This is a genomic window from Streptomyces sp. NRRL F-5650 (genome assembly GCF_000721365.1).
Taxonomy (GTDB): Bacteria; Actinomycetota; Actinomycetes; order Streptomycetales; family Streptomycetaceae; genus Streptomyces; species Streptomyces ardesiacus.
In genome coordinates, this window is sequence record NZ_JOGV01000019.1 from 58,187 (window position 1) to 83,369 (window position 25,183).

Consider the following 25,183-nt stretch of genomic DNA (forward strand, 5'->3'; position numbering starts at 1 on the left):
AGGAAAGGCTGCCTAACGTCCGGGGAATGCGATCCGAGCCTGTCACCGCCTCCCGAGCCGCCACGCGCGCTCGCCGCCGCAAACGCGGCAAAGTGTCTGCCGAGGGGCCCGTGTTCGTCGACAGCACCGGCCGCCGGGCCCGGTTCCTGCGCCGGCTCGGGCTCCTGCTGGGCGCCGTGTGCGTCGGCTACACGGCCGTCCTCGGCCTGGCCTTCATGGGCGTCGGCATCTCGGTCAACCCGTCCTCGCTGCTGCCCTTCGGCGCCGGCGCAGGCGGGGGCGGACCGGAGGGCGGTCCGGGACCGGGCGGCGGTACGCGTCCCCAGGGCGGCGTCGCTCCCACGGGCGCCCCGCCGAGTCCCGCGCCCTCCACTTCGCCTTCCCCCTCCACTTCCCCCGGCACGGTCCCCGGCTCCGCCGCTCCCGCCACCGTTTCCCCCGACCGACCGGACGTCCGCACGTCATGACCGCGCCCACCACACCCCCCACCACCCGGACCGCGCGGGGCCGCCGCCGCGCCCCTTCCCGCATGGAGCGCGCGGCCGGCCGGGCCGCCGCACTGCAACGCCCGCGCGTCCTCCTCGCCCTGCTGCTCCTGCTCGCGCTGACCTGCGTGATGCTCCTCGACGGCTACCTGCGCGCGGAGGTCGGCGGCGACGAGCGCGTCCGCACCGGTGCCTCGTCCAGTGACGTCCCCGACGACGTGCTCGACGGCGGGCCCATCCTCACCTTCCCCGGCGGGCGGGCCACCACCGTCTCCGTCCCCGACAAGACGATCGTGCTGACCTTCGACGACGGCCCGGACCCCACCTGGACCCCGCAGGTGCTGGAGATCCTCGACGAGTACGACGTGCCCGGCACGTTCTTCCTGGTCGGCTCGATGGTCTCGCGCCACCCGGACATCGTGCGGAAGATGGTCGAGCAGGGCGACGAGGTGGGCGTCCACACCTTCACCCACGTCGACCTCTCCTACCAGAGCCGGGCCCGCGTCACCCGCGAGATCGAGCAGACCCAGCTCGCGCTGGCGGGCGCGGCCGGCATCACCACCACGCTGTTCCGGGCGCCGTACTCCTCCGAGACGGACGCCATCGACAACTACAGCTGGCCCGTCTACGAGAGCCTCGGCGCGGACGGCTACACCAGCGTGTTCATCGACACCGACAGCGACGACTGGAAGCGGCCCGGCGTCTCGAAGATCGTCGAGTGGGCCACGCCGGAGGACGGCGAGGGCGCCTCCGTCCTCTTCCACGACGCCGGGGGCGAGCGGTCGCAGACGATCGAGGCGCTGCCCAAGTACATCGAGAAGATGAAGGCGAAGGGGTACACCTTCACCACCGTCAGCGGCGCCATGGCCGAGCAGCAGTCCCAACAGCCGCAGGAGGCACAGCAGTCCGAGCAGTCTCAGCAGTCCCAGCAGCCCGGCGGTGGTCTCCAGGCCGCCCACCACAAGGCGACCGGCGCCACCCTCTACGAGGGCAAGGCGCTGATCGCGGCCGTCGCCGTCGCCGAGTGGACGGTACCCGCGCTGTCGGCCGGGCTGGTGGTCGTGGGCGTGGCCGTCATGGGCCGGTTCGCGATGATGCTGGTCCTCGCCCGCCGCCACCACCGGCAGCGCAACAGACGCCGCTTCGGCTGGGGCCCGCCCGTCACCGGGCCGGTCAGCGTGATCGTCCCGGCGTACAACGAGAAGGAGTGCATCGAGGCGACCCTGAGATCGCTGGCCCGCAGTACGCATCCCGTCGAGATCGTCGTCGTGGACGACGGCTCGACGGACGGCACGGCGGAGATCGCCGAGTCCCTGGGGCTGCCCGGTGTCCGTGTGGTGCGGCAGGCCAACGCGGGCAAGCCCGCCGCCCTCAACAACGGCGTCCGGCACGCCCGGTACGACATCGTCGTGATGATGGACGGCGACACCGTCTTCGAGCCCGACACCGTACGGCACCTGGTGCAGCCCTTCGCCGACCCCTCCGTCGGCGCGGTCGCGGGCAACGCCAAGGTCGGCAACCGGCGCACCCTCGTCGGCGCCTGGCAGCACATCGAGTACGTGATGGGCTTCAACCTCGACCGGCGCATGTACGACCTGCTGCGCTGCATGCCGACCATCCCCGGCGCGATCGGCGCCTTCCGGCGCGAGGCGGTGCTCCAGGCGGGCGGCATGAGCGACGACACGCTCGCCGAGGACACCGACATCACCATCGCCCTGCACCGCGCGGGATGGCGGGTGGTCTACGAGGAGCACGCCCGAGCCTGGACGGAGGCGCCCGCATCGCTCGGCCAGCTCTGGTCCCAGCGCCACCGCTGGTCCTACGGCACGATGCAGGCACTGTGGAAGCACCGCCGGTCCCTGACGGACAAGGGCCCCTCGGGGCGCTTCGGGCGGGTCGGCATGCCCCTGGTGGTGCTCTTCCAGGTCGTCACGCCGGTCTTCGCCCCGCTCATCGACGTGTTCACCGTCTACTCGATGCTCTTCGTCGACTTCCGCGCGGCGCTCCTGGCGTGGCTGGCGGTGCTGGGCGTGCAGCTCGTGTGCGCGGCGTACGCCTTCCGGCTCGACCGGGAGAAGTACCGGTACCTGCTGATGATGCCGCTCCAGCAGATGGCGTACCGGCAGATGATGTACCTCGTCCTCATCCACTCCTGCGTGACCGCGCTGACCGGCGGGCGGCTGCGCTGGCAGAAGCTGAAACGGACCGGCGAGGTGGGGACTCCGGCGGGGAGCGGCTGATGGGCGCCCACAGCAAGGTTGCCGTGCGCGCCGTCAGTACCGTGCGCGCCGAGGGCAGCGCCCCGGGGCGGGACCGGTACTTCGACACCCTGCGCGCCCTCGCCCTCGTCCGGGTCGTCGCGTACCACGCCTTCGGCTGGCCCTGGGCCGGGCTGGTCTTCCCCTCCATGGGGATCATGTTCGCCCTTGCGGGCACCCTGATGGCCCGCTCGCTGCGGCGGCCCGCGGGGGCGGTGGTCCGCGGCCGGCTGCGCCGCCTGCTGCCGCCGTTCTGGTGCTGGGGCCTGTTCGTGGTGGGCGCGATGCTGGTGCGCGGCTGGATGCCGGGGTGGCAGATCGTCTACTGGGTGGTGCCGCTCGGCGACCCGCCGGGCAGCGCCTGGGGCGAGCAGGCCTGGGAGATCCTCTGGTACCTGCGGACCTACCTCTGGTTCGTCCTGCTCTCCCCGCTGCTGCTGCGGGTCTTCCGGCGCGCGCCCGTGCCGGTGCTGCTGCTGTCCCTCGCGCCGATCGCCGTCCTGCAGTTCCTCCGGCAGCCGCCGGACAACCGCTTCGGCACGGGGCTGCTCGACCTGGCGACGTACCTCTTCTGCTGGGTCCTCGGCTTCGCCCACCGCGACGGCGTGCTGGGGCGTCTCAAGCCGGCCGCGGTCGTCGCCCTGTCGCTCGCGGCGCTCGCCTGCGGCGCCTGGTACGCATTCGCGCACCGGTCCGAGTACGGCACCTACGACCTCGACGACATCCCCTTCGCGCAGGCCCTCTGGTCGGCCGGGTTCGTGACGCCGCTGATGTACTCCAAGGCGCGGCTCGGCATCGACTTCTCGGGGCTGGTCCGGCTGCGGCGGCTGGACCGGCTGGTGACGGTGTTCAACGCCCGCGCGGTGACGGTCTACCTCTGGCACGAGCTGGCCCTGGTCCTGGCCGTGCCGGTGATCGACCGGTTGTGGGACGTGCCCGCCTTCGAGGCGCACCTGCCGCTGGAGAGCCAGTGGTTCCTGCTGGGCGTGGGGTGGGTCCTGATCGCGGTGTTCGTACTGCTGTTCGGCTGGGTGGAGGACGTCGCCGCGCGGAAGCGGCTCCGGCTGCTGCCGTGAGCCCGTCCGCTCCGGCGGCGGGGGGTGCTGCAACAATGGGCCCGTGACCCGCGCTTCCCTGAACAAGCAGCCGCACGAAGTCGCCTCGATGTTCGACCACGTCGCGGAACGGTACGACCTGACGAACGCCGTGCTCTCGCTCGGCCAGGACCGGGCGTGGCGCAAGGCGGTCGCCCAGGCCGTCGACGCCCGCCCGGCGCAGAAGGTCCTCGACCTGGCGGCCGGCACGGCGACCTCGTCGCTGCCCTTCGCCCGCACCGGCGCGTACGTCGTCCCCTGCGACTTCTCCCAGGGCATGCTCCAGGTCGGCAAGGAACGGCACTCCTGGCTGCCGTTCACCGCGGGCGACGCGACCCGGCTGCCGTTCAGGGACGACGTCTTCGACGCCGTCACCATCTCCTTCGGGCTGCGCAACGTCCAGGACACGGACGCGGCGCTGCGCGAGATGTACCGGGTGACGCGGCCCGGCGGCCGGGTCGTCATCTGCGAGTTCTCGCACCCGACCTGGGCGCCGTTCCGCACCGTCTACACCGAGTACCTGATGCGCGCCCTGCCGCCGGTCGCCCGGGCGGTGTCGTCCAACCCCGACGCGTACGTCTACCTCGCCGAGTCCATCCGCGCCTGGCCCGACCAGGCGGCGCTCGCCCGGCGGCTGGGCGGGGCCGGCTGGTCCAGGGTGGCGTGGCGCAACCTGACGGGCGGCGTGGTGACACTGCACCGGGGGTTCAAGGGCGACTGACGGCGCGCGGTGTGCTGGTGGCCCGCTACGCGTGCAGGGAGAGGCGGTAGCAGCGCCCCCGCCGCTCGGAGGACGGGATCGTGAAGACCTCGCCCAGCCGCATGCCCAGGCGCTGGGTGACGGCGATGGACCGGGTGTTGCGCGCGTCGACCATCGCGACCACCTCCGGCACCCCGGCCGCCCGCAGCCGCCGGACGGTCTCCCGGGCCGCGGCCGTGACGTAGCCGTTCCCCCAGTACCGGCGCCCGAGCCGCCAGCCGATCTCGATCTCCCCCTCGGGCCCCCAGTCCCCCGGCCACGGCTGGGCACCGGTGAACCCTATGACCTGCCCGGCGTCGTCCACCATGGTCCACAGGCAGAAGCCGTGCTCGGCGTCGTGCCGGCGCTGGCGGGCGGTCAGTTCCTCGTAGACGGACAGCTCCGCGGCGCGCCCGCCGTGGAACTCCATGACGTCCGGGTCGTCGAAGATCCGGTGCCAGGCGACGGCGTCCTCGTCGGTGGGGACGCGCAACCGTACGGCGGGGAGAGGTCGCTTCACTGGGCAGCCCTTCAGCCGGGTGGTGGTGACGCTGAATAGACTGCCCATGACCAGTGCCGGTCGGCACGCAGATTCCGAACTTGGGGAGATCCCGCCGTGACCGTCGAGACTGAGCCGCTCTCCGAGAACACCGCCGACGTCATCGTCGTGGGCGCGGGGCCGGCCGGCTCCACCACCGCGTACCACCTGGCCAGGTCGGGACTCGACGTCCTGCTCCTCGAGAAGACCGCGTTCCCCAGGGAGAAGGTCTGCGGCGACGGCCTCACCCCGCGCGCGGTCAAACAGCTCGTCGCCATGGGCATCGACATCTCCGAGGAGGCGGGCTGGCTGCGCAACAAGGGCCTGCGCATCATCGGCGGCGGCTCCCGGCTCCAGCTCGACTGGCCGGACCTGGCCTCCTTCCCCGACTACGGGCTCGTCCGCAAGCGCGACGACTTCGACGAGCAGCTCGCCCGGCAGGCCCAGAAGGCCGGTGCCCGGCTGCACGAGCGCTGCAACGTCGGCGCCCCGATCGTCGACGACCGCACCGGCCGCATCACCGGCGTCCACGCCAAGCTGGGCGAGGACAAGCGGGAGGTCACCTTCCACGCGCCGCTGGTCGTGGCCGCCGATGGCAACTCCACGCGGCTGTCCCTGGCGATGGGCCTGCACCGCCGCGAGGACCGGCCCATGGGCGTCGCGGTGCGCACGTACTTCACCTCGCCCCGCCACGACGACGACTACCTGGAGTCCTGGCTGGAACTGTGGGACCGGCGCGGCCCGCAGGACCGCCTGCTGCCCGGCTACGGCTGGATCTTCGGCATGGGCGACGGCACCTCGAACGTCGGCCTCGGCGTCCTCAACACCTCCGCCGCCTTCAAGGAACTGGACTGGCGCGAGATCCTCAAGGCCTGGTGCGCGTCCATGCCCGAGGACTGGGGCTACACCCCGGACAACATGACCGGCCCGATCCGCGGCGCCGCCCTGCCCATGGCCTTCAACCGCCAGCCCCACTACACCAAGGGCCTGCTTCTCGTCGGCGACGCCGGCGGCCTGGTGAACCCCTTCAACGGCGAGGGCATCGCCTACGCCATGGAGTCCGGCCAGATCGCCGCCGACGTCGTCGTCCAGGCCCACGCGCGGGCCACGCCGGCCCAGCGCGAGGTCGCCCTGCAGCGCTACCCGCGCGTCCTCAAGGACACCTACGGCGGCTACTACTCGCTGGGCCGGGCCTTCGTGAAGCTCATCGGCAACCCGAAGGTCATGCAGATCGCGACCCAGCGCGGCCTCACCCACCCGATCCTGATGAAGTTCACCCTGAAGATGCTGGCCAACCTGACCGACCCGACGGGCGGCGACGCGATGGACCGCATCATCAACGGACTGAGCAAGGTCGCGCCGAAGGCGTGAACCGGCGGTCAGCGCCCTCGGCCCGAGCCCAGGGACCGAGCCCACGGCCCGACCGGATGCCGGGCCGTGGGGATTGCTCAGGCCGAGGCGGTGAAGGCCGCCGCGTTGGCGGAGCGCCGCGCGAAGACCTCCTCGCGCCGCTCCGCCGACTGCCGCAGCGCCGCCTTCCGCTCCCGGCCGGAGAGCCGGTCCAGGTAGACCTGTCCGTTCACGTGGTCGGTCTCGTGGGCGAGGCAGCGCGCGAAGTAGCCGGTGCCCTCGACGACGAGGGGAGCGCCGTCCTTGTCCAGGCCCCGCACGACGGCCCGGTCGGGCCGCGGTACGGCCATGACGGCGCCCGGCACCGACAGGCACCCCTCGCCCTCGTCCAGCAGCCGCCGCGCGGCCGGGTCGAGGGGCTCCAGGACCGGGTTGACGACGTGTCCGACATGCCGGACGCCGTCGTCGTCCGGGCAGTCGTAGACGAACAGGCGCAGGTCGACCCCGACCTGATTGGCCGCCAGCCCGGCACCCTCCGCGACGTACATCGTGCGGAACATGTCGTCGATGAGCGCGGCGAGGTCCGGCCCGAACTCCGTGACGTCACGGCACGGCCGGTGCAGCACCTCCTCGCCGACCTCGGTGACGCGCCGCACCGATCCGCGCCGGGCCTCGGGCGCGAACGGGGGGTAGGAGGCGGTGGGACGCCCCTGTACGAACACACTCGGCATGACGTTCTCTCCCAGGCTCTCGTGGACGGGCCGGAGGGGACCGGCCCGCGCCCGAGCATGCCAGGAGCCGGCGAAGGGCCGCAGCCCCCGAGCGGCTGCGGCCCTTTTCGCGGGTACGGGTGGGCGCGGATTACAGCACGCGCACCGCGCCGCTCGGCGGGTCGTAGGAGAGCGGCTTCTGGACGACACCGGTGGAGGAGTTCTGCGCGCCGACGAACATGCCGCCGCCGACGTAGACACCGACGTGGTAGGCGCTGCCCGCGCCGCCCCAGTACAGGATGTCGCCCGGCTGGAGGTTGTCCAGGCCGACCTGGGTGCCGGCCGTCGACTGGGCCTGGGAGACGCGCGGGAGGCTGATGCCGACCTGCTTGAAGGCGGCCTGCACGAGACCCGAGCAGTCGTAGGCGGAGGGGCCGGTGGCGCCGGAGACGTACGCCTTGCCGACCTGGGCCTGCACGAAGGAGACCACGGCGGCGGCCGAACCGGTGGCCGTGGAGGTGCTGGTGCTGGTGCCGGCGCCGGTGCCGCTGCCGGTGGAGGAGGACCCGGTGTCCGCGGAGGCGCTCAGGGTGGCGCGCTCGGCGGTGCGCGAGGCGCGCTCGGCGGCCTCCTTGCGCGCGGCCTCCTCGGCCTTCTTCTTGGCTTCCGCGGCCTTCTTCTTGGCCTCGGCGAGGTCGGCCTTGGCCTGCTTGGCGGCCTTCGCGGCCGCCGCGTCACGCTCGGCCTGCAGCTCGTAGCTCGCGGCCGCCTGCTGCGTGACGTCCGCGGACTGGGCGACCTGAGCGGCCAGATCGGCCGTCAGGGTGGGCAGTTCGAGGGTCTGCGTCACCGGTTCGGCCGCGTGGGCCGCCCCCGACGCACCGGCCACTGCCAGGGTGCTGAGGACGCCACCGGCAACTCCGGTCCGCATCGCGATCGTCGACGCGCTGCGGCGGGGCTTCCGGTGGCTGCGTATGTGAGCGGTGTGGGACATAGGGACAACCGGTATCAGTAGCTCCTCCATACCTTCAAGAAACGTGTCCTGCGCCACAGTTGTTCAACCGACCCGTTGAATCCCGGGCGTGTCGCTCTTTATTGACGCCGTAACGGACATTGCGGACGGGCCGTAACCGGCCTGTGATCACGGCCTTTGATCGTTACGCCCGAATTGCCCCGCGCTTACCACTTGTTGAGACACTTGGCCAAGCCCGGTTCTCAGACGCCTCTCATGAATGTGGCACAGGTCACGGAACGGTTACTCCGGCGCCTGCGTCCGTCGCGTGCGGGGCGGCCCGGCATCGCTCACCCGTCACCCACTCGTCGCCCGTCCGTCGCTCGTGAACGCGTGCACGTGTCCACATCGCCCCCGGGCCCTCCCTCCGATGTGTGAACGCGCCCTCTATCAAGGTCGTGCGTCCAGCGCCAATTTGCATGCAAGAGAAGAATCTTGATATTGAGACGCCCTTCGTCGGGCCCCTCTGGCCAGGGGTGACGAGCGAGATTGTCACCTCTGGTGATCAGGTGAACGCTTCTTGTGTGAAGATCACTGCTCATCCGACTTCATGATCGTTCGTCAGGTGGTGGAGATCACAAAGCTTGTGCGATACCCCGTGTCGCAGATCACAGAGCGTCGGGCATAGGATGCGAGGCAGTTGGGCTTGTGACCTGCTTCACATGTTCGCGATCTTCGTCGGGACGGGCGGGGCTCGTGGGGCAGTTGGGGCGGCTGTGAGCCCAGTGCAACCGCCAGCAGTCAGTGCCGACTGAGAGGAGCGAGGAGCGGTGAACGCGTATGCGCCCATCCTCGTACTGGGAGCCCTCGGGGCAGGCTTTGCGATCTTCTCCGTGGTGATGGCCACGCTGATCGGTCCGAAGCGGTACAACCGGGCGAAGCTCGAGGCCTACGAGTGCGGCATCGAGCCGACCCCCACGCCGGCCGGCGGCGGGCGCTTCCCCATCAAGTACTACCTGACGGCGATGCTCTTCATCATCTTCGATATCGAGATCGTCTTCCTCTACCCCTGGGCCGTCACCTTCGACGCCCTGGGGATTTTCGGGCTCGTGGAGATGCTGCTCTTCGTGCTCACCGTCTTCGTCGCGTACGCGTACGTATGGCGGCGCGGCGGCCTGGAATGGGACTGAGGGGCCTTTGACATGGGACTCGAAGAAAAACTGCCGAGCGGCTTCCTGCTGACCACCGTCGAGCAGGCCGCGGGCTGGGTGCGCAAGTCGTCCGTCTTCCCGGCCACGTTCGGTCTCGCCTGCTGCGCCATCGAGATGATGACCACCGGCGCAGGCCGCTACGACATGGCGCGCTTCGGCATGGAGGTCTTCCGCGGCTCGCCGCGGCAGGCGGACCTGATGATCGTCGCCGGCCGGGTCAGCCAGAAGATGGCGCCGGTGCTGCGGCAGGTCTACGACCAGATGCCGAACCCGAAGTGGGTCATCTCCATGGGGGTCTGCGCCTCCTCGGGCGGCATGTTCAACAACTACGCCATCGTCCAGGGCGTCGACCACGTCGTCCCGGTCGACATCTACCTCCCCGGCTGCCCGCCGCGGCCCGAGATGCTGCTGGACGCCATCCTCAAGCTCCACCAGAAGATCCAGAGCTCCAAGCTCGGGGTGAACGCCGAGGAGGCGGCCCGCGAGGCGGAGGAGGCGGCGCTCAAGGCCCTGCCCACCATCGAGATGAAGGGGCTGCTGCGGTGAGTGACGCCCACAACACCCCGGGTGACGCGAACGAGGTCAACCCCGAGAAGGACCTGTCCGCGGAGAACCTCCCCGGCCAGCGGGGCCAGGGCGGCGAGGAGATCCGCGTCCAGCGCGGCATGTTCGGCGCCAACAACGGCGGCGACACCTCCGGTTACGGCGGCCTGGTCCGCTCCGTCCGGCTTCCCGGACCGGCGAGCAGGCCCTACGGCGGCTGGTTCGACGAGGTCGCCGACGAGCTGGAGGGCGCACTGGAGGAACAGGGACTGCTGCCCGACAACGCCATCGGGAAGACGGTCGTCGACCGCGGCGAGCTGACCTTCCACATCGAGCGCGAGCACCTGGTCCGCGTCGCCCGCACCCTGCGCGACGACCCGGCGCTGCGCTTCGAACTGTGCACCGGCGTCAGCGGCGTCCACTACCCGCACGACAAGGGCCGCGAGCTGCACGCCGTCTACCACCTGCGCTCGATCACCCACAACCGGATGATCCGCCTCGAAGTCAGCGCGCCCGACGCCGACCCGCACATCCCGTCGCTGTTCTCGGTCTATCCGACGAACGACTGGCACGAGCGCGAGACGTACGACTTCTTCGGCATCGTCTTCGACGGCCACCCGGCCCTGACGCGGATCATGATGCCGGACGACTGGCAGGGCTTCCCGCAGCGCAAGGACTACCCCCTCGGCGGCATCCCCGTCGAGTACAAGGGCGCCCAGATCCCGGCTCCGGACCAGCGGAGGTCGTACTCGTGAGCACTTCGCACGCATCCCCTCGCGAGACCACCGAGGGCACCGTCTACACGGTCACCGGCGGCGACTGGGACGAGGTCGTCCAGTCCGCCGCCCGCGCCGACGACGAGCGCATCGTCGTCAACATGGGCCCGCAGCACCCCTCCACGCACGGCGTGCTCCGCCTCATCCTGGAGATCGACGGCGAGACGGTCACCGAGGCCCGCTGCGGCATCGGCTACCTGCACACCGGAATCGAGAAGAATCTCGAGTACCGGAACTGGACGCAGGGCACCACGTTCGTGACGCGCATGGACTACCTGACGCCGTTCTTCAACGAGACGGCGTACTGCCTGGGCGTCGAGAAACTCCTCGGCATCGAGGACCAGATCCCCGACCGGGCCACGGTCGTCCGGGTCCTGCTGATGGAACTGAACCGGCTCTCCTCGCACCTGGTGGCCATCGCCACCGGCGGCATGGAGCTGGGCGCCACCACGGTCATGATCTACGGCTTCCGCGACCGCGAACTGGTCCTCGACGTCTTCGAGCTGATCACCGGCCTGCGGATGAACCACGCGTTCGTCCGCCCGGGCGGGCTCGCCCAGGACCTGCCGCCCGGCGCGGTGGACCAGATGCGCGAGCTGGTGAAGAAGATGAAGAAGAACCTCCCGGAGTACGACAAGCTCTTCACCGGGAACCCCATCTTCAAGGGCCGCATGCAGGACGTCGGCTACCTCGATCTGGCCGGCTGCATGGCCCTCGGCGCCACCGGCCCGATCCTCAGGTCCACCGGCCTGCCGCACGACCTGCGCAAGTCCCAGCCGTACTGCGGCTACGAGACCTACGACTTCGACGTCCCGACCGCCGACACCTGCGACTCCTACGGCCGCTTCCTGATCCGGCTGGAGGAGATGCGCCAGTCGCTGCGCATCATCGAGCAGTGCCTGGACCGGCTGGAGCCCGGCCCGGTCATGGTCGCCGACAAGAAGATCGCCTGGCCCGCCCAGCTCGCCCTGGGACCGGACGGCCTGGGCAACTCCCTCGACCACATCAAGAAGATCATGGGCACCTCCATGGAGGCCCTGATCCACCACTTCAAGCTGGTCACCGAGGGCTTCCGGGTGCCGCCGGGACAGGCGTACACGGCGGTCGAGTCGCCCAAGGGCGAACTCGGGGTGCACGTCGTCTCCGACGGCGGCACCCGCCCCTTCCGGGTCCACTTCCGCGACCCGTCCTTCACCAACCTTCAGGCCATGGCGGCGATGTGCGAGGGCGGCCAGGTCGCCGACGTCATCGTGGCCGTGGCGTCCATCGACCCCGTGATGGGAGGCGTCGACCGGTGACCACCTCTTCTTCGGAGCGGGGCGTCAGCCTGGGCATGCCGGAACTGCCCGCGCCCGCCTACCCGGACGACGTCCGGGCCCGGCTGGAGACCGACGCGCGCGAGATCGTCGCCCGCTACCCGGACTCCCGGTCCGCCCTCCTGCCGCTGCTGCACCTCGTGCAGTCGGAGGAGGGACACGTCACGCGCACCGGAATGCAGTTCTGCGCGGACGTGCTGGACCTCACCACCGCCGAGGTCACCGCGGTCGCCACCTTCTACACCATGTACCGGCGGGGGCCGAGCGGCGACTACCAGGTCGGCGTGTGCACCAACACGCTGTGCGCCGTCATGGGCGGCGACGCCATCTTCGAGTCCCTCCAGGAGCACCTGGGCGTCGGCAACGGCGGGACGACCGAGGACGGCAAGGTCACCCTGGAGCACATCGAGTGCAACGCGGCCTGCGACTTCGCACCGGTCGTGATGGTCAACTGGGAGTTCTTCGACAACCAGACCCCGGCGAGCGCCAAGGCACTCGTCGACGACCTGCGCGCGGGACGGCCGGTGACGCCCACGCGCGGTGCGCCGCTGTGCACCTTCAAGGAGACCGCCCGGATCCTGGCGGGCTTCCCCGACGAGCGGGACGGCGCCGTCGCGGCCGGCGGCAGCGCGGGTCCCGCCTCCCTGGCCGGGCTCAAGCTCGCCAAGGGCGAGGCGCCCGCCGCGCGTGTGGTGCACCCGCGGGACGGCGGGCCGCACGACGCGCCCCGGGACGTGCACGACCCGTCGCCCACGGAACACCTCAGCTCGCACGACGCGCCGCAGGACACGTCGGCATCCGACCCGGCCCACCCGGCAGGGCCCACCGCCGAGGAGGGGGAGTGATGACCGTGGCAGCCGAGATCAGGGGCAGCAGCCCGGAGAAGCTGCTCGCACCCGTGCTGTCGGCCTTCTGGGACGAGGACGAGTCGTGGACTCTCGACGTCTACCGGAGGCACGAGGGGTACGAGGGGCTCCGCAAGGCGCTGGCCATGGCGCCGGACGACCTGATCGCGTACGTCAAGGAGTCCGGTCTGCGCGGACGCGGCGGTGCCGGGTTCCCGACGGGGATGAAGTGGCAGTTCATTCCCCAGGGGGACGGCAAGCCTCACTATCTAGTTGTCAACGCCGACGAGTCGGAGCCGGGGACCTGCAAGGACATCCCGCTCCTCTTCGCGAACCCGCACAGCCTCATCGAGGGCATCGTCATCGCGTGCTACGCCATCAGGTCTTCGCATGCCTTCATCTACCTGCGTGGTGAAGTCGTCCCAGTGCTGCGGCGGTTGCACGAGGCCGTGCGCGAGGCCCACGAGGCCGGCTTCCTCGGCGAGAACATCCTGGGCAGTGGACTCGACCTCGAACTCACCGTGCACGCGGGCGCGGGCGCGTACATCTGCGGTGAGGAGACCGCACTGCTCGACTCGCTCGAAGGCCGCCGGGGTCAACCGCGGCTCCGTCCCCCCTTTCCTGCTGTGGCCGGCCTCTATGCCTGCCCGACTGTGGTGAACAACGTCGAATCGATCGCTTCGGTTCCCGCGATCCTGAACAAGGGCAAGGACTGGTTCAGGTCGATGGGCAGCGAGAAGTCCCCGGGCTTCACGCTCTACTCGCTCAGCGGCCACGTCGCCGGACCCGGCCAGTACGAGGCCCCGCTCGGCATCACGCTGCGCCAGCTCCTCGACATGAGCGGCGGCATGCGCCCCGGCCACCGCCTCAAGTTCTGGACGCCCGGCGGCTCCTCCACACCGATGTTCACCGACGAGCACCTCGACGTCCCCCTCGACTACGAAGGGGTGGGTGCCGCCGGTTCCATGCTCGGCACCAAGGCGCTCCAGTGCTTCGACGAGACGACCTGCGTCGTACGGGCCGTCACCCGCTGGACCGAGTTCTACGCCCACGAGTCCTGCGGCAAGTGCACACCCTGCCGCGAAGGCACGTACTGGCTCGTGCAGTTGCTGCGCGACATCGAGGACGGCAAGGGCCGGATGTCCGACCTCGACAAGCTGAACGACATCGCCGACAACATCAACGGCAAGTCCTTCTGCGCCCTCGGCGACGGTGCCGCCTCGCCGATCTTCTCCTCGCTCAAGTACTTCCGCGAGGAGTACGAGGAGCACATCACGGGCCGCGGCTGCCCCTTCGACCCGGCCAAGTCGACGGCCTGGGCCGACCGCACGGAGGTGAAGGCATGACTGTGACCACCAATGCTCCCTCGGGAGGGGGAGAGGCGGCGGTCCCGCCGGAGGACCTCGTATCGCTGACGATCGACGGCGCCGAGATCAGCGTGCCCAAGGGCACCCTGGTCATCCGGGCCGCCGAGCAGCTCGGCATCGAGATCCCCCGGTTCTGCGACCACCCCCTCCTCGACCCGGCCGGCGCGTGCCGCCAGTGCATCGTCGAGGTCGAGGGCCAGCGCAAGCCCATGGCGTCCTGCACCATCACCTGCACCGACGGGATGGTGGTGAAGACCCAGCTCACCTCGCCCGTCGCCGAGAAGGCCCAGCACGGTGTGATGGAGCTGCTGCTCATCAACCACCCGCTGGACTGCCCGGTCTGCGACAAGGGCGGCGAGTGCCCGCTGCAGAACCAGGCCATGTCGCACGGCCAGGCCGACTCCCGCTTCGAGGGCAGGAAGCGGACCTACGAGAAGCCCGTACCGATCTCCACGCAGGTCCTGCTCGACCGCGAGCGCTGCGTGCTGTGCGCCCGCTGCACCCGGTTCTCCAACCAGATCGCGGGCGACCCGATGATCGAGCTGATCGAGCGGGGCGCGCTCCAGCAGGTCGGCACCGGCGAGGGCGACCCCTTCGAGTCGTACTTCTCCGGCAACACCATCCAGATCTGCCCGGTCGGCGCCCTCACGTCGGCGGCCTACCGCTTCCGCTCCCGCCCCTTCGACCTGATCTCCTCGCCGTCGGTGTGCGAGCACTGCTCCGGCGGCTGCGCGACCCGCACCGACCACCGGCGCGGCAAGGTCATGCGGCGCCTGGCGGCCGAGGACCCCGAGGTCAACGAGGAGTGGATCTGCGACAAGGGGCGCTTCGGCTTCCGCTACGCCCAGCAGCGCGACCGGCTCACCACCCCGCTGGTGCGCAACGCGGAGGGCGAACTGGAGCCCGCCTCCTGGCCGGAGGCGCTGCAGATCGCCGCGCAGGGACTGCTCGCCTCCAGGGGCCGCACCGGCGTCCTGACCGGGGGGCGGCTCACCGTCGAGGACGCCTACGCCTACAGCAAGTTCGCCCGCGTGGCGCTCGACACCAACGACATCGACTTCCGCGCGCGCGTGCACAGCGCCGAGGAGGCCGACTTCCTGGCCGCCCGGATCGCCGGGCGCGGCCGTGACCTCGACGGCACCGGCGTCACCTACACGTCGCTGGAGAAGGCGCCCGCCGTCCTACTGGTCGGCTTCGAGGCCGAGGAGGAGGCACCCGGCGTCTTCCTCAGACTGCGCAAGGCCTGGCGCAAGCACGGGCAGCGGGTCTTCTCGCTGGCCACGCACGCCACGCGGGGCCTGGAGAAGGCCGGCGGCACCCTGCTCCCCGCCGCTCCCGGCACCGAGACCGAGTGGCTGGACGCCCTCGCCAGCGGCGTGGGCCTGGAGGACGGCGGCACGCAGGCGGCCGAGGCACTGCGCGCCGAGGGCGCCGTGATCGTCGTGGGCGAGCGGCTGGCGTCCGTGGCCGGCGGCCTCACCTCCGCCGTCCGGACCGCCGCCGCCACCGGCGCCCGGCTGGTGTGGATCCCGCGCCGGGCCGGGGAACGGGGCGCGATCGAGGCGGGCGCGCTGCCGTCGCTGCTGCCCGGCGGGCGCCCGGCGACCGACCCGCGCGCGCGTGAGGAGGTCGCCGCCCTGTGGGGCCTGGCCGACCTCCCGCACCGCTACGGCCGCGACACCGGCGAGATCGTCGAGGCCGCGGCCCGGGGCGAGCTCCAGGCGCTGCTCGTGGCGGGCGTCGAGGTCGCCGACCTGCCGGACCCCACGCGCGCGCGTGCGGCACTCGACGAGGCCGGGTTCGTGGTGTCGCTGGAGCTGCGGCCCACCGAGGTCACCGAACGCGCCGACGTGGTCCTGCCCGTCGCCGCGGTCGCCGAGAAGCCCGGCACCTTCCTCAACTGGGAGGGCAGGGTGCGCTTCTTCGAGGCCGCGCTCAAGCCCGACCAGATGACCCGTCGTACGGTGCCCGCCGACGCCCGCGTCCTGCAGATGCTGGCCGACGCCATGGACGTACACCTCGGTCTGCCCGATCTGCGCACCACGCGCGCGGAGATCGACCGGCTCGGAGCCTGGGACGGGCCGCGGGCCGGTGAGCCGCTGCAGACCGCGAGCGCGCTGCCCCGGCCGGCCGCCGGAGAGGCCGTACTGGCCGGGCACCGGCTGCTGCTCGACCAGGGGCTGCTGCAGCAGGGCGACGAGGCGCTGGCCGGCACCCGGCACGCCGCACGCGCGCGCGTGTCGGCCGCCACGGCCGCCGAGGCGGGTGTCAAGGACGGCGACGTCCTCGCCGTGACCGGTCCCGCCGGAGTCGTCTCCTTCCCGCTGCAGGTCACCGAGATGCCCGACCGGGTGGTCTGGCTGCCGCTGAACTCGGCCGGCACCGGCGTCGCCTCCGACGCCGGGGTGCTGCCCGGAACCCTCGTCCGCATCGGTCCGGCGACGCCCGAGGGCGCCGCCCCCAAGGAGGTGGAGGCATGAGCCCGTACCTCGCCGCTGAAGACCTGTCGATGTTCGGCACCGACCCCTGGTGGCTGGTGGTCGTCAAGGCGGTGTTCTGCTTCGCCTTCCTGATGGTGACCGTGCTGTTCTCCATCGTGTGGGAGCGCAAGGTCGTTGCCTGGATGCAGTTGCGCATCGGCCCGAACCGGCACGGTCCCTGGGGCATGCTCCAGTCGCTCGCCGACGGCATCAAACTGATGCTCAAGGAAGACGTCGTCGTCAAGCGCGCCGACAAGGCGGTGTACATCCTGGCGCCGGTCGTGGCGGCGGTCCCCGCCTTCATGGCGATCGCGGTGATCCCCTTCGGGCCGGCCGGCAACGAGGTCTCGATCTTCGGCCACCGCACCGCCATGCAGCTCACCGACCTGCCGATCGCCATGCTGTTCATCCTGGCGGTCGCCTCGGTCGGCATCTACGGCATCGTGCTCGCCGGCTGGAGCTCCGGATCGACGTACCCGCTGCTCGGCGGACTGCGCTCCTGCGCGCAGATGATCTCCTACGAGATCGCGATGGGCGCCGCGTTCGCCTCGGTGTTCCTCTACTCCGGTTCCATGTCCACCTCGGAGATCGTCGCCCAGCAGACCGACCGCTGGTACATCGTGCTGCTGCCGGTCTCCTTCATCCTCTACATCGTCACGATGGTCGGCGAGACCAACCGCGCCCCCTTCGACATGCCCGAGTCCGAGGGCGACCTGGTGGGCGGCTTCAACACCGAGTACTCGTCGATCAAGTTCGCGATGTTCATGCTCGCCGAGTACGTGAACATGGTGACGGTCTCGGCGGTCGCCACCACGCTGTTCCTCGGCGGCTGGCGGGCCCCCTGGCCGATCAGCACCTTCTGGGAGGGCGCCAACCACGGCTGGTGGCCGCTGCTCTGGTTCGTGGTCAAGGTCCAGCTACTGCTGTTCTTCTTCATCTGGCTGCGCGGCACCCTTCCCCGGGTGCGCTACGACCAGTTGATGAAACTCGGCTGGAAGGTCCTCATCCCGGTCTCCCTGGTCTGGCTGATGCTGGTCGCGACCGTGCGGGCGCTCAGGAACGAGAACTACGGCTTCAGCGACATCGCCCTCTACATCGGCGGCGGCGTCCTGGTGCTGCTGCTGTTGTCCGTCCTCGCCGACCTGTACCGCGACAGGGGCGCGAAGGCCGCCGGACGGCCGGAGGAGACCGACGGCGCGTTCGACCCGATGGCCGGCGGGTTCCCCGTGCCGCCGATGCCCGGACAGCAGGTGCCACCGGTGCCCCGGCGCCGTCCCCGCCGGGAGCGGGAGCTGATTGTCAGTGGTGGGCCCGATACTCACAGTGACGGACCCGTGGGCGGATCTACGGATGGAAAGGAGGCGTCCGATGGCTGAGGAACACCAGGAACACCAGGAACACCAGGAACACAAGGAGCACAGGGAAGACACGGAACACGTGGAACCCAAGGGGACCGAACCCGGTTTCATGAACCCGGTGGCCGGCTTCGGCGTGACCTTCAAGGCCATGTTCAAGAAGCGGCTGACCGAGCAGTACCCGGAGCAGAAGAAGACCACCGCTCCGCGCTTCCACGGACGGCACCAGCTCAACCGCCATCCGGACGGCCTGGAGAAGTGCGTCGGCTGCGAGCTGTGCGCCTGGGCCTGTCCCGCCGACGCCATCTACGTGGAGGGCGCGGACAACACCGACGAGGAGCGCTACTCGCCGGGCGAGCGGTACGGCCGCGTGTACCAGATCAACTACGCCCGCTGCATCCTGTGCGGCCTGTGCATCGAGGCGTGCCCCACGCGCGCGCTGACGATGACCAACGAGTTCGAGCTGGCCGACTCCAGCCGCGCCAACCTCATCTTCACCAAGGACCAGTTGCTCGCCGGTCTCGAGGAGGGCATGGTCGACTCGCCCCACGCCATCTACCCGGGCATGGACGAGCAGGACTACTACCGGGGTTTGGTGACCGAGGCGGCGCCCGGCACGGTCCAGCAGGTCGCCCACTCCAAGGGAGAGGTCGTCCAGGAGGGCGACTCGACCTTCGGCGGGACCGAGCCGGCCTCCGAGGAGGTGATCCGCCGATGAGCGCGCAGCTCGCCGCCTACTCGACCTCCACCGGAGAGGCCGTCCAGTTCTGGATCCTCGGCACGGTGGCGGTGATCGGCGCCCTGTGCACCGTCTTCATGAAGAAGGCCGTGCACAGCGCGCTGTGCCTCGCCGGCACCATGATCGTCCTGGCGGTCTTCTACCTCGCCAACGGCGCCTACTTCCTGGGCATCGTGCAGATCGTCGTCTACACCGGCGCCATCATGATGCTGTTCCTGTTCGTGGTGATGCTCGTCGGCGTCACCGCGGCGGACTCGCTGAAGGAGACCATCAAGGGGCAGCGCTGGCTGGCCCTGCTCTGCGGGCTCGGCTTCGGCATCCTGCTGCTCGCGGGCATCGGCAACGCCTCCCTCACCCAGTTCACCGGCCTCGGCCAGGCCAACGCCAACGGCAACGTGGAGGGCATCGCGTCCCTCATCTTCACCAGGTACGTCTTCGCCTTCGAGATCACCGGCGCGCTGCTGATCACGGCGGCCGTCGGCGCCATGGTGCTCACCCACCGCGAACGCACCGAGCGCGCCCGGACCCAGCGCGAGCTGTCCGAGCAGCGCGTACGCGACGGCGAGTACCTGCCGCCGCTGCCGGCGCCCGGCGTGTACGCCCGGCACAACGCGGTCGACATCGCCGGCCTGCTGCCCGACGGCACCCCGTCCGAGCTGACCGTCAGCAAGACCCTGCGCGACCGCGGCCAGATCCGCGACGTGTCGATGGAGGCGCTGAACGACCTGAAGGCGCTCGAGCAGCGGGCCGAGGAGCGGCTGGAGCGCAAGGCGGTCGGTCCCGCGGGCTCCGGCCGGGGCGAGCGGCGGCCCGAGCAGCCGTCCGACTCGAAGAGGTCCGAGGAGGCGTCGAAGTGAATCCCGTCAACTACCTCTACCTCGCGGCCCTGTTGTTCACGATCGGTGCCACCGGCGTGCTGGTCCGGCGCAACGCGATCGTGGTGTTCATGTGCGTCGAGCTGATGCTCAACGCCTGCAACCTCGCGTTCGTCGCCTTCTCCCGGATGCACGGCAACCTGGACGGCCAGATCATCGCGTTCTTCACGATGGTCGTCGCCGCCGCGGAGGTCGTGGTGGGGCTCGCGATCATCGTGTCCCTGTTCCGTTCCCGCCACTCGGCCTCGGTCGACGACGCCAGCCTGATGAAGCTGTAAGGGGCTGAAACGTGGAGAACCTGATTGCGCTGCTGGTGGCGGCGCCCCTGCTGGGAGCTGTCGTCCTGCTGTGCGGCGGACGCCGGCTGGACGCGGTCGGCCACTGGATCGGCACCCTGCTGGCCGCCGTGTCCTTCGTGATCGGCGTCGTCCTCTTCGCCGACCTGCTCGGCAGCGCCGCCGACGACCGCACCCTGACGCAGCACCTGTTCAGATGGATCCCGGTGGAGGGATTCCAGGCCGACGTCGCCTTCCGGCTCGACCAGTTGTCGATGACGTTCGTCCTGCTGATCACGGGCGTCGGCTCGCTCATCCACCTGTACTCGGTCGCGTACATGGAGCACGACGAGCGGCGCCGCCGCTTCTTCGGCTACCTGAACCTGTTCCTCGCGGCGATGCTGATCCTCGTCCTCGCCGACAACTACCTTCTGCTGTACGTCGGCTGGGAGGGCGTCGGTCTCGCCTCCTACCTGCTCATCGGCTTCTGGCAGCACAAGCCCAGCGCCGCCACCGCGGCGAAGAAGGCCTTCCTGGTCAACCGCGTCGGCGACATGGGCCTGTCCATCGGCATCATGCTGATGTTCCTGTGGTTCGGCACCTTCGCCTTCGGGCCGGTGCTCGGCGGCCACGGGGAGGCCGGGCTGGCGGCCGGGGCGGACGAGGGCAAGCTCACCGCGATCGCCCTGATGCTGCTGCTCGCCGCCTGCGGCAAGTCCGCCCAGGTGCCGCTGCAGTCCTGGCTCGGGGACGCGATGGAGGGCCCGACCCCGGTCTCGGCCCTCATCCACGCCGCGACCATGGTGACGGCGGGCGTGTACCTGATCGTCCGTTCCGGCGCGATCTTCAACGGCGCGCCCGACGCGCAACTCGTGGTCACCATCGTGGGCGCGGTCACGCTGCTCTTCGGTGCGATCGTCGGTTGTGCCAAGGACGACATCAAGAAGGCGCTGGCCGGCTCGACCATGTCGCAGATCGGCTACATGGTGCTGGCCGCCGGCCTCGGCCCGATCGGCTACGTCTTCGCGATCATGCACCTGGTGACGCACGGCTTCTTCAAGGCCGGGCTGTTCCTCGGCGCCGGCTCCGTCATGCACGGCATGAACGACGAGGTCGACATGCGCCGTTACGGCGGACTGCGCAAGTACATGCCGGTCACCTTCGTCACCTTCGGCCTCGGCTACCTCGCCATCATCGGCTTCCCGGGCCTGTCCGGCTTCTTCTCCAAGGACAAGATCATCGAGGCGGCGTTCGCCAAGGGCGGCACCGAGGGCTGGATCCTCGGCGCGTGCGCCCTGCTGGGCGCGGCCATCACCGCGTACTACATGACGCGCGTGATGCTGATGACGTTCTTCGGCGAGGAGCGCTGGCGCAACGCCCCGACGCCGTCGCCGGCCAAGCCCGACGTGGAGCCCGCCGCCGAGACGCGCGGCGCGTACGAGCCGCCGCACCCGCACGAGTCGCCGGGGCTGATGACGGTCCCGATGATCGTGCTGGCCGTCGGATCGGTCGGGGCCGGTGCCTTCTTCGGCATCGGCGACCGCTTCCTGCACTGGCTGGAGCCCATCACCGGGCACAGCCACGGCGACTCGCCGATCAGCGCCGGTGCGGTCACCGGGGCGACGGTGGCCTGCATGGTCGTCGGCGTCGCCCTCGCCTGGGCGCAGTACGGGCGCCGTCCGGTCCCGGCCGTCGCCCCGCGCGGTTCGCTGCTCACCCGGGCCGCCCGACGCGACCTGCTCCAGGACGACTTCAACCACGTCGTGCTGGTCCGCGGCGGCGAGCACCTCACGCGCTCCCTGGTCTACGTCGACCACACCCTGGTCGACGGAGTCGTCAACGGCACGGCGGCCTCGTTCGGCGGCCTGTCCGGGCGGATGCGCAAGCTGCAGAACGGCTTCGCGCGCTCGTACGCGGTCTCGATGTTCGGCGGTGCGGCGGTCCTGGTCGCCGCGACCCTGCTGATGAGGGCGGTCTGATACCGATGTCCTTTCCCCTGCTGACAGTCACGGCGGCCCTCCCGGCCGTCGGGGCGATCGCCACCGCGGCCGTGCCTGCCGCGCGACGCACCGTGGCCAAGTGGCTGGCGCTGCTGGTCTCGCTGGCCACGCTCGCGCTGGCGATCACGGTGCTGGTCCGCTTCGACCCCGGCGGCGACCGTTACCAGCTCACCGAGTCCCACTCCTGGATCGCGGACTTCGGCGTCCGCTACGAACTGGGCGTGGACGGCATCGCGGTGGCGCTGATCGCGCTGACCGCCCTGCTGATCCCGTTCATCATCCTGGCGGGCTGGCACGACGCCGACCCGCTGGAGACCGGCAGCAGCCGGTGGCGGCCGACGCAGGGCTTCTTCGCCCTGATCCTGGCCGTCGAGGCGATGGTGATCATCTCGTTCGAGGCCACCGACGTCTTCCTCTTCTACATCTTCTTCGAAGCCATGCTGATCCCGCTGTACTTCCTGATCGGCGGTTTCGGGGACCGGGCCCACGAGCACGGCGAGAAGACGGCGGCGACGCAGCGGTCGTACGCGGCGGTGAAGTTCCTCCTCTACAACCTGGCCGGCGGTCTGATCATGCTGGCCGCGGTGATCGGCCTCTACGTGGTCGCCGGGAACTTCTCGCTCACGGAGATCGCCGAGGCGCGGGCCAACGGCTCGCTGGACATGGCGACCAGCACCGAGCGCTGGCTCTTCCTCGGCTTCTTCTTCGCCTTCGCGGTGAAGGCGCCGCTGTTCCCGCTGCACACCTGGCTGCCCAACGCCATGGGGGAGTCGACCGCGCCGGTCGCCGTGCTCATCACGGCGGTCGTCGACAAGGTCGGCACCTTCGCGATGCTCCGCTTCTGCCTCCAGCTCTTCCCGGAGGCCAGCAAGTGGGCGACGCCGGTCATCCTGGTCCTGGCGGTGATCAGCATCATCTACGGCGCGCTGCTCGCGGTCGGCCAGCGCGACATCAAGCGGCTGATCGCCTACGCGTCGATCTCGCACTTCGGCTTCATCGTCATGGGCATCTTCGCGATGACCAGCCAGGGCCAGTCCGGCGCCACCCTGTACATGGTCAACCACGGCATCTCGACCGCGGTGCTCATGCTGATCGCCGGGTTCCTGATCTCGCGGCGCGGTTCGCGGCTCATCGCGGACTTCGGCGGTGTGCAGAAGGTGGCCCCGATCCTGGCCGGCACCTTCCTGATCGGCGGCCTGGCGACCCTGTCGCTGCCGGGTCTCGCGCCCTTCGTCAGCGAGTTCCTCGTCCTGGTCGGCACGTTCACCCGGTATCCGGTGATCGGCATCATCGCGACCTTCGGCATCGTGCTCGCCGCGCTCTACACCCTCGTCCTGTACCAGCGGACGATGACGGGCCCGGTGAAGGCCGAGGTGACCGGGATGCCGGACCTGAGGGTGCGCGAGCTGGTGGTCGTGGCGCCGCTGGTGGCGTTGCTGATCTTCCTGGGCGTCTTCCCGAAGCCCGTGACGGACATCGTCGACCCGGCGGTGAAGCAGACCATGTCCGACGTACACAAGACGGACCCCCAGCCTGAGGTGGAGGCGGCCAAGTGAGCGCAACAGCCGTCCACAGCCTGTGGACAACGGCGGCGACGGCGGCCGACCCGATCGCCAAGATCGACGCGCCGAAGATCGAGTACGGGCAGTTGTCGCCCGTCCTCATCGTCATCGGCGCGGCGATCATCGGAATCCTGGTCGAGGCCTTCGTGCCGCGCAGGTCCCGGTACCACGCCCAGATGTTCGTGTCCGCCGTCGCCCTGATCGCGGCGTTCGCGGCGGTCGTCGCGCTCGCGGCACGCGGGTACGGCACGACCAAGGCCGGCATCACGGCGATGGGCGCCGTCGCCGTCGACGGACCGGCCCTCTTCCTGCAGGGCACCATCCTGCTGACCAGCCTGGTCGGACTGTTCACCTTCGCCGAGCGGCGCCTCGACCCGGAGCTGCACGGCAACCGCGTCGACTCCTTCGCCGCGCAGGCGGCGGCCGTGCCGGGCAGCGAGAGCGAGCAGAAGGCGGTCAAGGCGGGCTTCACCACCACGGAGGTGTTCCCGCTCCTGCTCTTCGCCGTCGTCGGCATGCTGGTCTTCCCGGCGGCCAACGACCTGCTGACGCTCTTCGTGGCCCTGGAGGTCTTCTCCCTCCCGCTGTACCTGCTGTGCGCGCTGGCCCGCCGCAAGCGGCTCATGTCGCAGGAGGCGGCGGTCAAGTACTTCCTGCTCGGCGCCTTCGCCTCCGCCTTCACCCTGTTCGGCATCGCCCTGCTCTACGGCTACGCGGGCTTGATGTCGTACGGCACGATCGCCCGGGTCGTCGACGGCACCGTGCAGAACGTCACCCCGGCGCTCGCGAACACCATGGGCAACGACGCGCTGCTGCTCGTCGGCTCCGCGCTGGTCGTCATGGGCCTGCTGTTCAAGGTGGGCGCGGTGCCGTTCCACATGTGGACGCCGGACGTGTACCAGGGGGCGCCGACGCCGGTGACCGGCTTCATGGCGGCGGCGACCAAGGTGGCCGCCTTCGGCGCCCTGCTGCGCATCCTCTACGTCGTCCTGCCCGGCCTGCGCTGGGACTGGCGGCCGGTGATGTGGGGCGTGGCGATCGTCACGATGCTGGCCGGCGCGATCGTCGCGATCACGCAGACCGACATCAAGCGGCTGCTGGCCTACTCGTCGATCGCGCACGCGGGCTTCATCCTCGCCGGTGTGATCGCCACCACGCCGTCGGGCATCTCGTCCGTCCTCTTCTACCTGGCCGCGTACTCCTTCGTCACGATCGGCGCCTTCGCGGTCGTCACGCTGGTGCGCGACGCGGGCGGCGAGGCGACGCACCTGTCGAAGTGGGCCGGGCTCGGGCGCAGGTCCCCGCTGGTGGCGGCCGTCTTCGCGGTGTTCCTGCTGGCCTTCGCCGGCATCCCGCTGACCTCCGGCTTCGCGGGCAAGTTCGCCGTGTTCAAGGCGGCGGCGGAGGGCGGCGCGGCCCCGCTGGTCGTGGTCGGTGTGATCTCGTCGGCGATCGCGGCGTTCTTCTACATCCGGGTGATCGTGCTGATGTTCTTCAGCGAGCCCCGCCCCGAGGGCCCGACGGTCGCGGTGCCGTCACCGCTGACGATGACGGCGATCGGCGTGGGCGTGGCGGTCACCGTGGTGCTCGGCGTGGCGCCGCAGTACTTCCTGGACCTCGCGGGTCAGGCGGGGGTGTTCGTGCGCTGACGCCGCGCTCGCGGCTTTGTGGCTGCGCGGCTGTGGTCCGGCCCCTCTTCGGTGAGGTGCCGGA

Annotated in this window: 22 protein-coding genes; 19 read left to right on the plus strand and 3 right to left on the minus strand. The window is 70.4% G+C overall.

Annotation, left to right across the window (positions count from 1 at the left end; all coding sequences use genetic code 11):
• The first annotated feature begins 26 nt into the window (after nt 1-26).
• Genes IG88_RS0119055 through IG88_RS0119070 form a run of 4 tightly spaced genes read left to right on the plus strand, consistent with a single transcriptional unit; the run spans nt 27 to nt 4,558 of the window.
• The gene (locus tag IG88_RS0119055; RefSeq protein ID WP_031042335.1) at nt 27-467 is read left to right on the plus strand and encodes a hypothetical protein; all 441 of its coding nucleotides are present in this window, start codon (nt 27-29) and stop codon (nt 465-467) included.
• Entirely contained in the window at nt 464-2,725 is a 2,262-nt protein-coding gene (locus tag IG88_RS0119060; RefSeq protein WP_031042336.1) for a bifunctional polysaccharide deacetylase/glycosyltransferase family 2 protein, read from the plus strand. Before IG88_RS0119055 ends, IG88_RS0119060 begins: the two co-directional genes overlap by 4 nt.
• The gene (locus IG88_RS0119065; RefSeq protein ID WP_031042337.1) at nt 2,725-3,819 is read left to right on the plus strand and encodes an acyltransferase family protein; all 1,095 of its coding nucleotides are present in this window, start codon (nt 2,725-2,727) and stop codon (nt 3,817-3,819) included. The genes IG88_RS0119060 and IG88_RS0119065 overlap by 1 nt, the downstream gene beginning before the upstream one ends.
• 43 nt (nt 3,820-3,862) lie before the next feature.
• Nucleotides 3,863-4,558 carry a demethylmenaquinone methyltransferase gene (locus IG88_RS0119070; protein ID WP_031042338.1) on the plus strand — a complete coding sequence of 232 codons (696 nt, stop codon included), beginning with the start codon at nt 3,863-3,865 and terminating at the stop codon, nt 4,556-4,558.
• A gap of 25 nt (nt 4,559-4,583) precedes the next feature.
• Here the strand turns inward: IG88_RS0119070 and IG88_RS0119075 are convergent, their stop codons facing one another.
• Complete coding sequence (locus IG88_RS0119075; RefSeq protein WP_031042339.1) at nt 4,584-5,096, minus strand: GNAT family N-acetyltransferase; 513 nt, start codon at nt 5,094-5,096, stop codon at nt 4,584-4,586.
• A 96-nt stretch (nt 5,097-5,192) separates the two neighbouring features.
• On the opposite strand from IG88_RS0119075, the gene IG88_RS0119080 reads away from it, so the two are divergent.
• A complete protein-coding gene (locus tag IG88_RS0119080; protein ID WP_031042340.1) occupies nt 5,193-6,485 on the plus strand; it encodes a geranylgeranyl reductase family protein in 1,293 nt (430 codons plus the stop codon).
• A gap of 77 nt (nt 6,486-6,562) precedes the next feature.
• Here the strand turns inward: IG88_RS0119080 and def are convergent, their stop codons facing one another.
• Complete coding sequence (gene def, locus IG88_RS0119085) at nt 6,563-7,195, minus strand: peptide deformylase (protein ID WP_031042341.1); 633 nt, start codon at nt 7,193-7,195, stop codon at nt 6,563-6,565.
• A 130-nt stretch (nt 7,196-7,325) separates the two neighbouring features.
• Nucleotides 7,326-8,168, minus strand: coding sequence for a C40 family peptidase (locus IG88_RS0119090; protein ID WP_031042343.1), 843 nt, complete (start codon nt 8,166-8,168; stop codon nt 7,326-7,328).
• Nucleotides 8,169-8,956: 788 nt separating this feature from the next.
• On the opposite strand from IG88_RS0119090, the gene IG88_RS0119095 reads away from it, so the two are divergent.
• The 14 genes from IG88_RS0119095 to nuoN all read left to right on the plus strand — a co-directional run bounded on the left by IG88_RS0119095 (nt 8,957) and on the right by nuoN (nt 25,119).
• Nucleotides 8,957-9,316, plus strand: a complete 360-nt coding sequence (locus tag IG88_RS0119095; protein WP_003974383.1) for an NADH-quinone oxidoreductase subunit A — start codon at nt 8,957-8,959, stop codon at nt 9,314-9,316.
• Nucleotides 9,317-9,328: 12 nt separating this feature from the next.
• On the plus strand, nt 9,329-9,883 hold the full coding sequence (locus tag IG88_RS0119100) for a NuoB/complex I 20 kDa subunit family protein (protein ID WP_007387566.1): 555 nt from the start codon (nt 9,329-9,331) through the stop codon (nt 9,881-9,883).
• Nucleotides 9,880-10,635 (plus strand): NADH-quinone oxidoreductase subunit C, encoded by a 756-nt coding sequence (locus tag IG88_RS0119105; protein ID WP_031042346.1) that lies wholly within the window; start codon nt 9,880-9,882, stop codon nt 10,633-10,635. Before IG88_RS0119100 ends, IG88_RS0119105 begins: the two co-directional genes overlap by 4 nt.
• Nucleotides 10,632-11,954, plus strand: a complete 1,323-nt coding sequence (locus IG88_RS0119110) for an NADH-quinone oxidoreductase subunit D (protein ID WP_031042349.1) — start codon at nt 10,632-10,634, stop codon at nt 11,952-11,954. Before IG88_RS0119105 ends, IG88_RS0119110 begins: the two co-directional genes overlap by 4 nt.
• Nucleotides 11,951-12,817, plus strand: coding sequence for an NADH-quinone oxidoreductase subunit NuoE (gene nuoE, locus IG88_RS0119115; protein WP_031042352.1), 867 nt, complete (start codon nt 11,951-11,953; stop codon nt 12,815-12,817). Before IG88_RS0119110 ends, nuoE begins: the two co-directional genes overlap by 4 nt.
• Nucleotides 12,814-14,163: an NADH-quinone oxidoreductase subunit NuoF gene (nuoF, locus tag IG88_RS0119120; protein WP_199807470.1), complete on the plus strand. Its 1,350-nt coding sequence runs from the start codon at nt 12,814-12,816 to the stop codon at nt 14,161-14,163. Before nuoE ends, nuoF begins: the two co-directional genes overlap by 4 nt.
• A complete protein-coding gene (locus IG88_RS0119125; RefSeq protein WP_031042358.1) occupies nt 14,160-16,664 on the plus strand; it encodes an NADH-quinone oxidoreductase subunit G in 2,505 nt (834 codons plus the stop codon). Before nuoF ends, IG88_RS0119125 begins: the two co-directional genes overlap by 4 nt.
• Nucleotides 16,661-18,040, plus strand: a complete 1,380-nt coding sequence (gene nuoH, locus IG88_RS0119130; RefSeq protein WP_031042360.1) for an NADH-quinone oxidoreductase subunit NuoH — start codon at nt 16,661-16,663, stop codon at nt 18,038-18,040. Before IG88_RS0119125 ends, nuoH begins: the two co-directional genes overlap by 4 nt.
• Nucleotides 18,041-18,131: 91 nt before the next feature.
• Complete coding sequence (nuoI, locus tag IG88_RS0119135) at nt 18,132-18,737, plus strand: NADH-quinone oxidoreductase subunit NuoI (RefSeq protein WP_051851957.1); 606 nt, start codon at nt 18,132-18,134, stop codon at nt 18,735-18,737.
• Nucleotides 18,734-19,615, plus strand: coding sequence for an NADH-quinone oxidoreductase subunit J (locus IG88_RS0119140; protein WP_031042368.1), 882 nt, complete (start codon nt 18,734-18,736; stop codon nt 19,613-19,615). Before nuoI ends, IG88_RS0119140 begins: the two co-directional genes overlap by 4 nt.
• Nucleotides 19,612-19,911, plus strand: a complete 300-nt coding sequence (gene nuoK, locus IG88_RS0119145) for an NADH-quinone oxidoreductase subunit NuoK (RefSeq protein ID WP_030401737.1) — start codon at nt 19,612-19,614, stop codon at nt 19,909-19,911. The genes IG88_RS0119140 and nuoK overlap by 4 nt, the downstream gene beginning before the upstream one ends.
• A gap of 11 nt (nt 19,912-19,922) precedes the next feature.
• A complete protein-coding gene (gene nuoL / locus IG88_RS0119150; RefSeq protein ID WP_031042371.1) occupies nt 19,923-21,887 on the plus strand; it encodes an NADH-quinone oxidoreductase subunit L in 1,965 nt (654 codons plus the stop codon).
• Between the two features lie 5 nt (nt 21,888-21,892).
• On the plus strand, nt 21,893-23,464 hold the full coding sequence (locus IG88_RS0119155; RefSeq protein WP_031042374.1) for an NADH-quinone oxidoreductase subunit M: 1,572 nt from the start codon (nt 21,893-21,895) through the stop codon (nt 23,462-23,464).
• Entirely contained in the window at nt 23,461-25,119 is a 1,659-nt protein-coding gene (nuoN, locus tag IG88_RS0119160) for an NADH-quinone oxidoreductase subunit NuoN (protein WP_031042376.1), read from the plus strand. The genes IG88_RS0119155 and nuoN overlap by 4 nt, the downstream gene beginning before the upstream one ends.
• Nucleotides 25,120-25,183 lie beyond the last annotated feature (64 nt).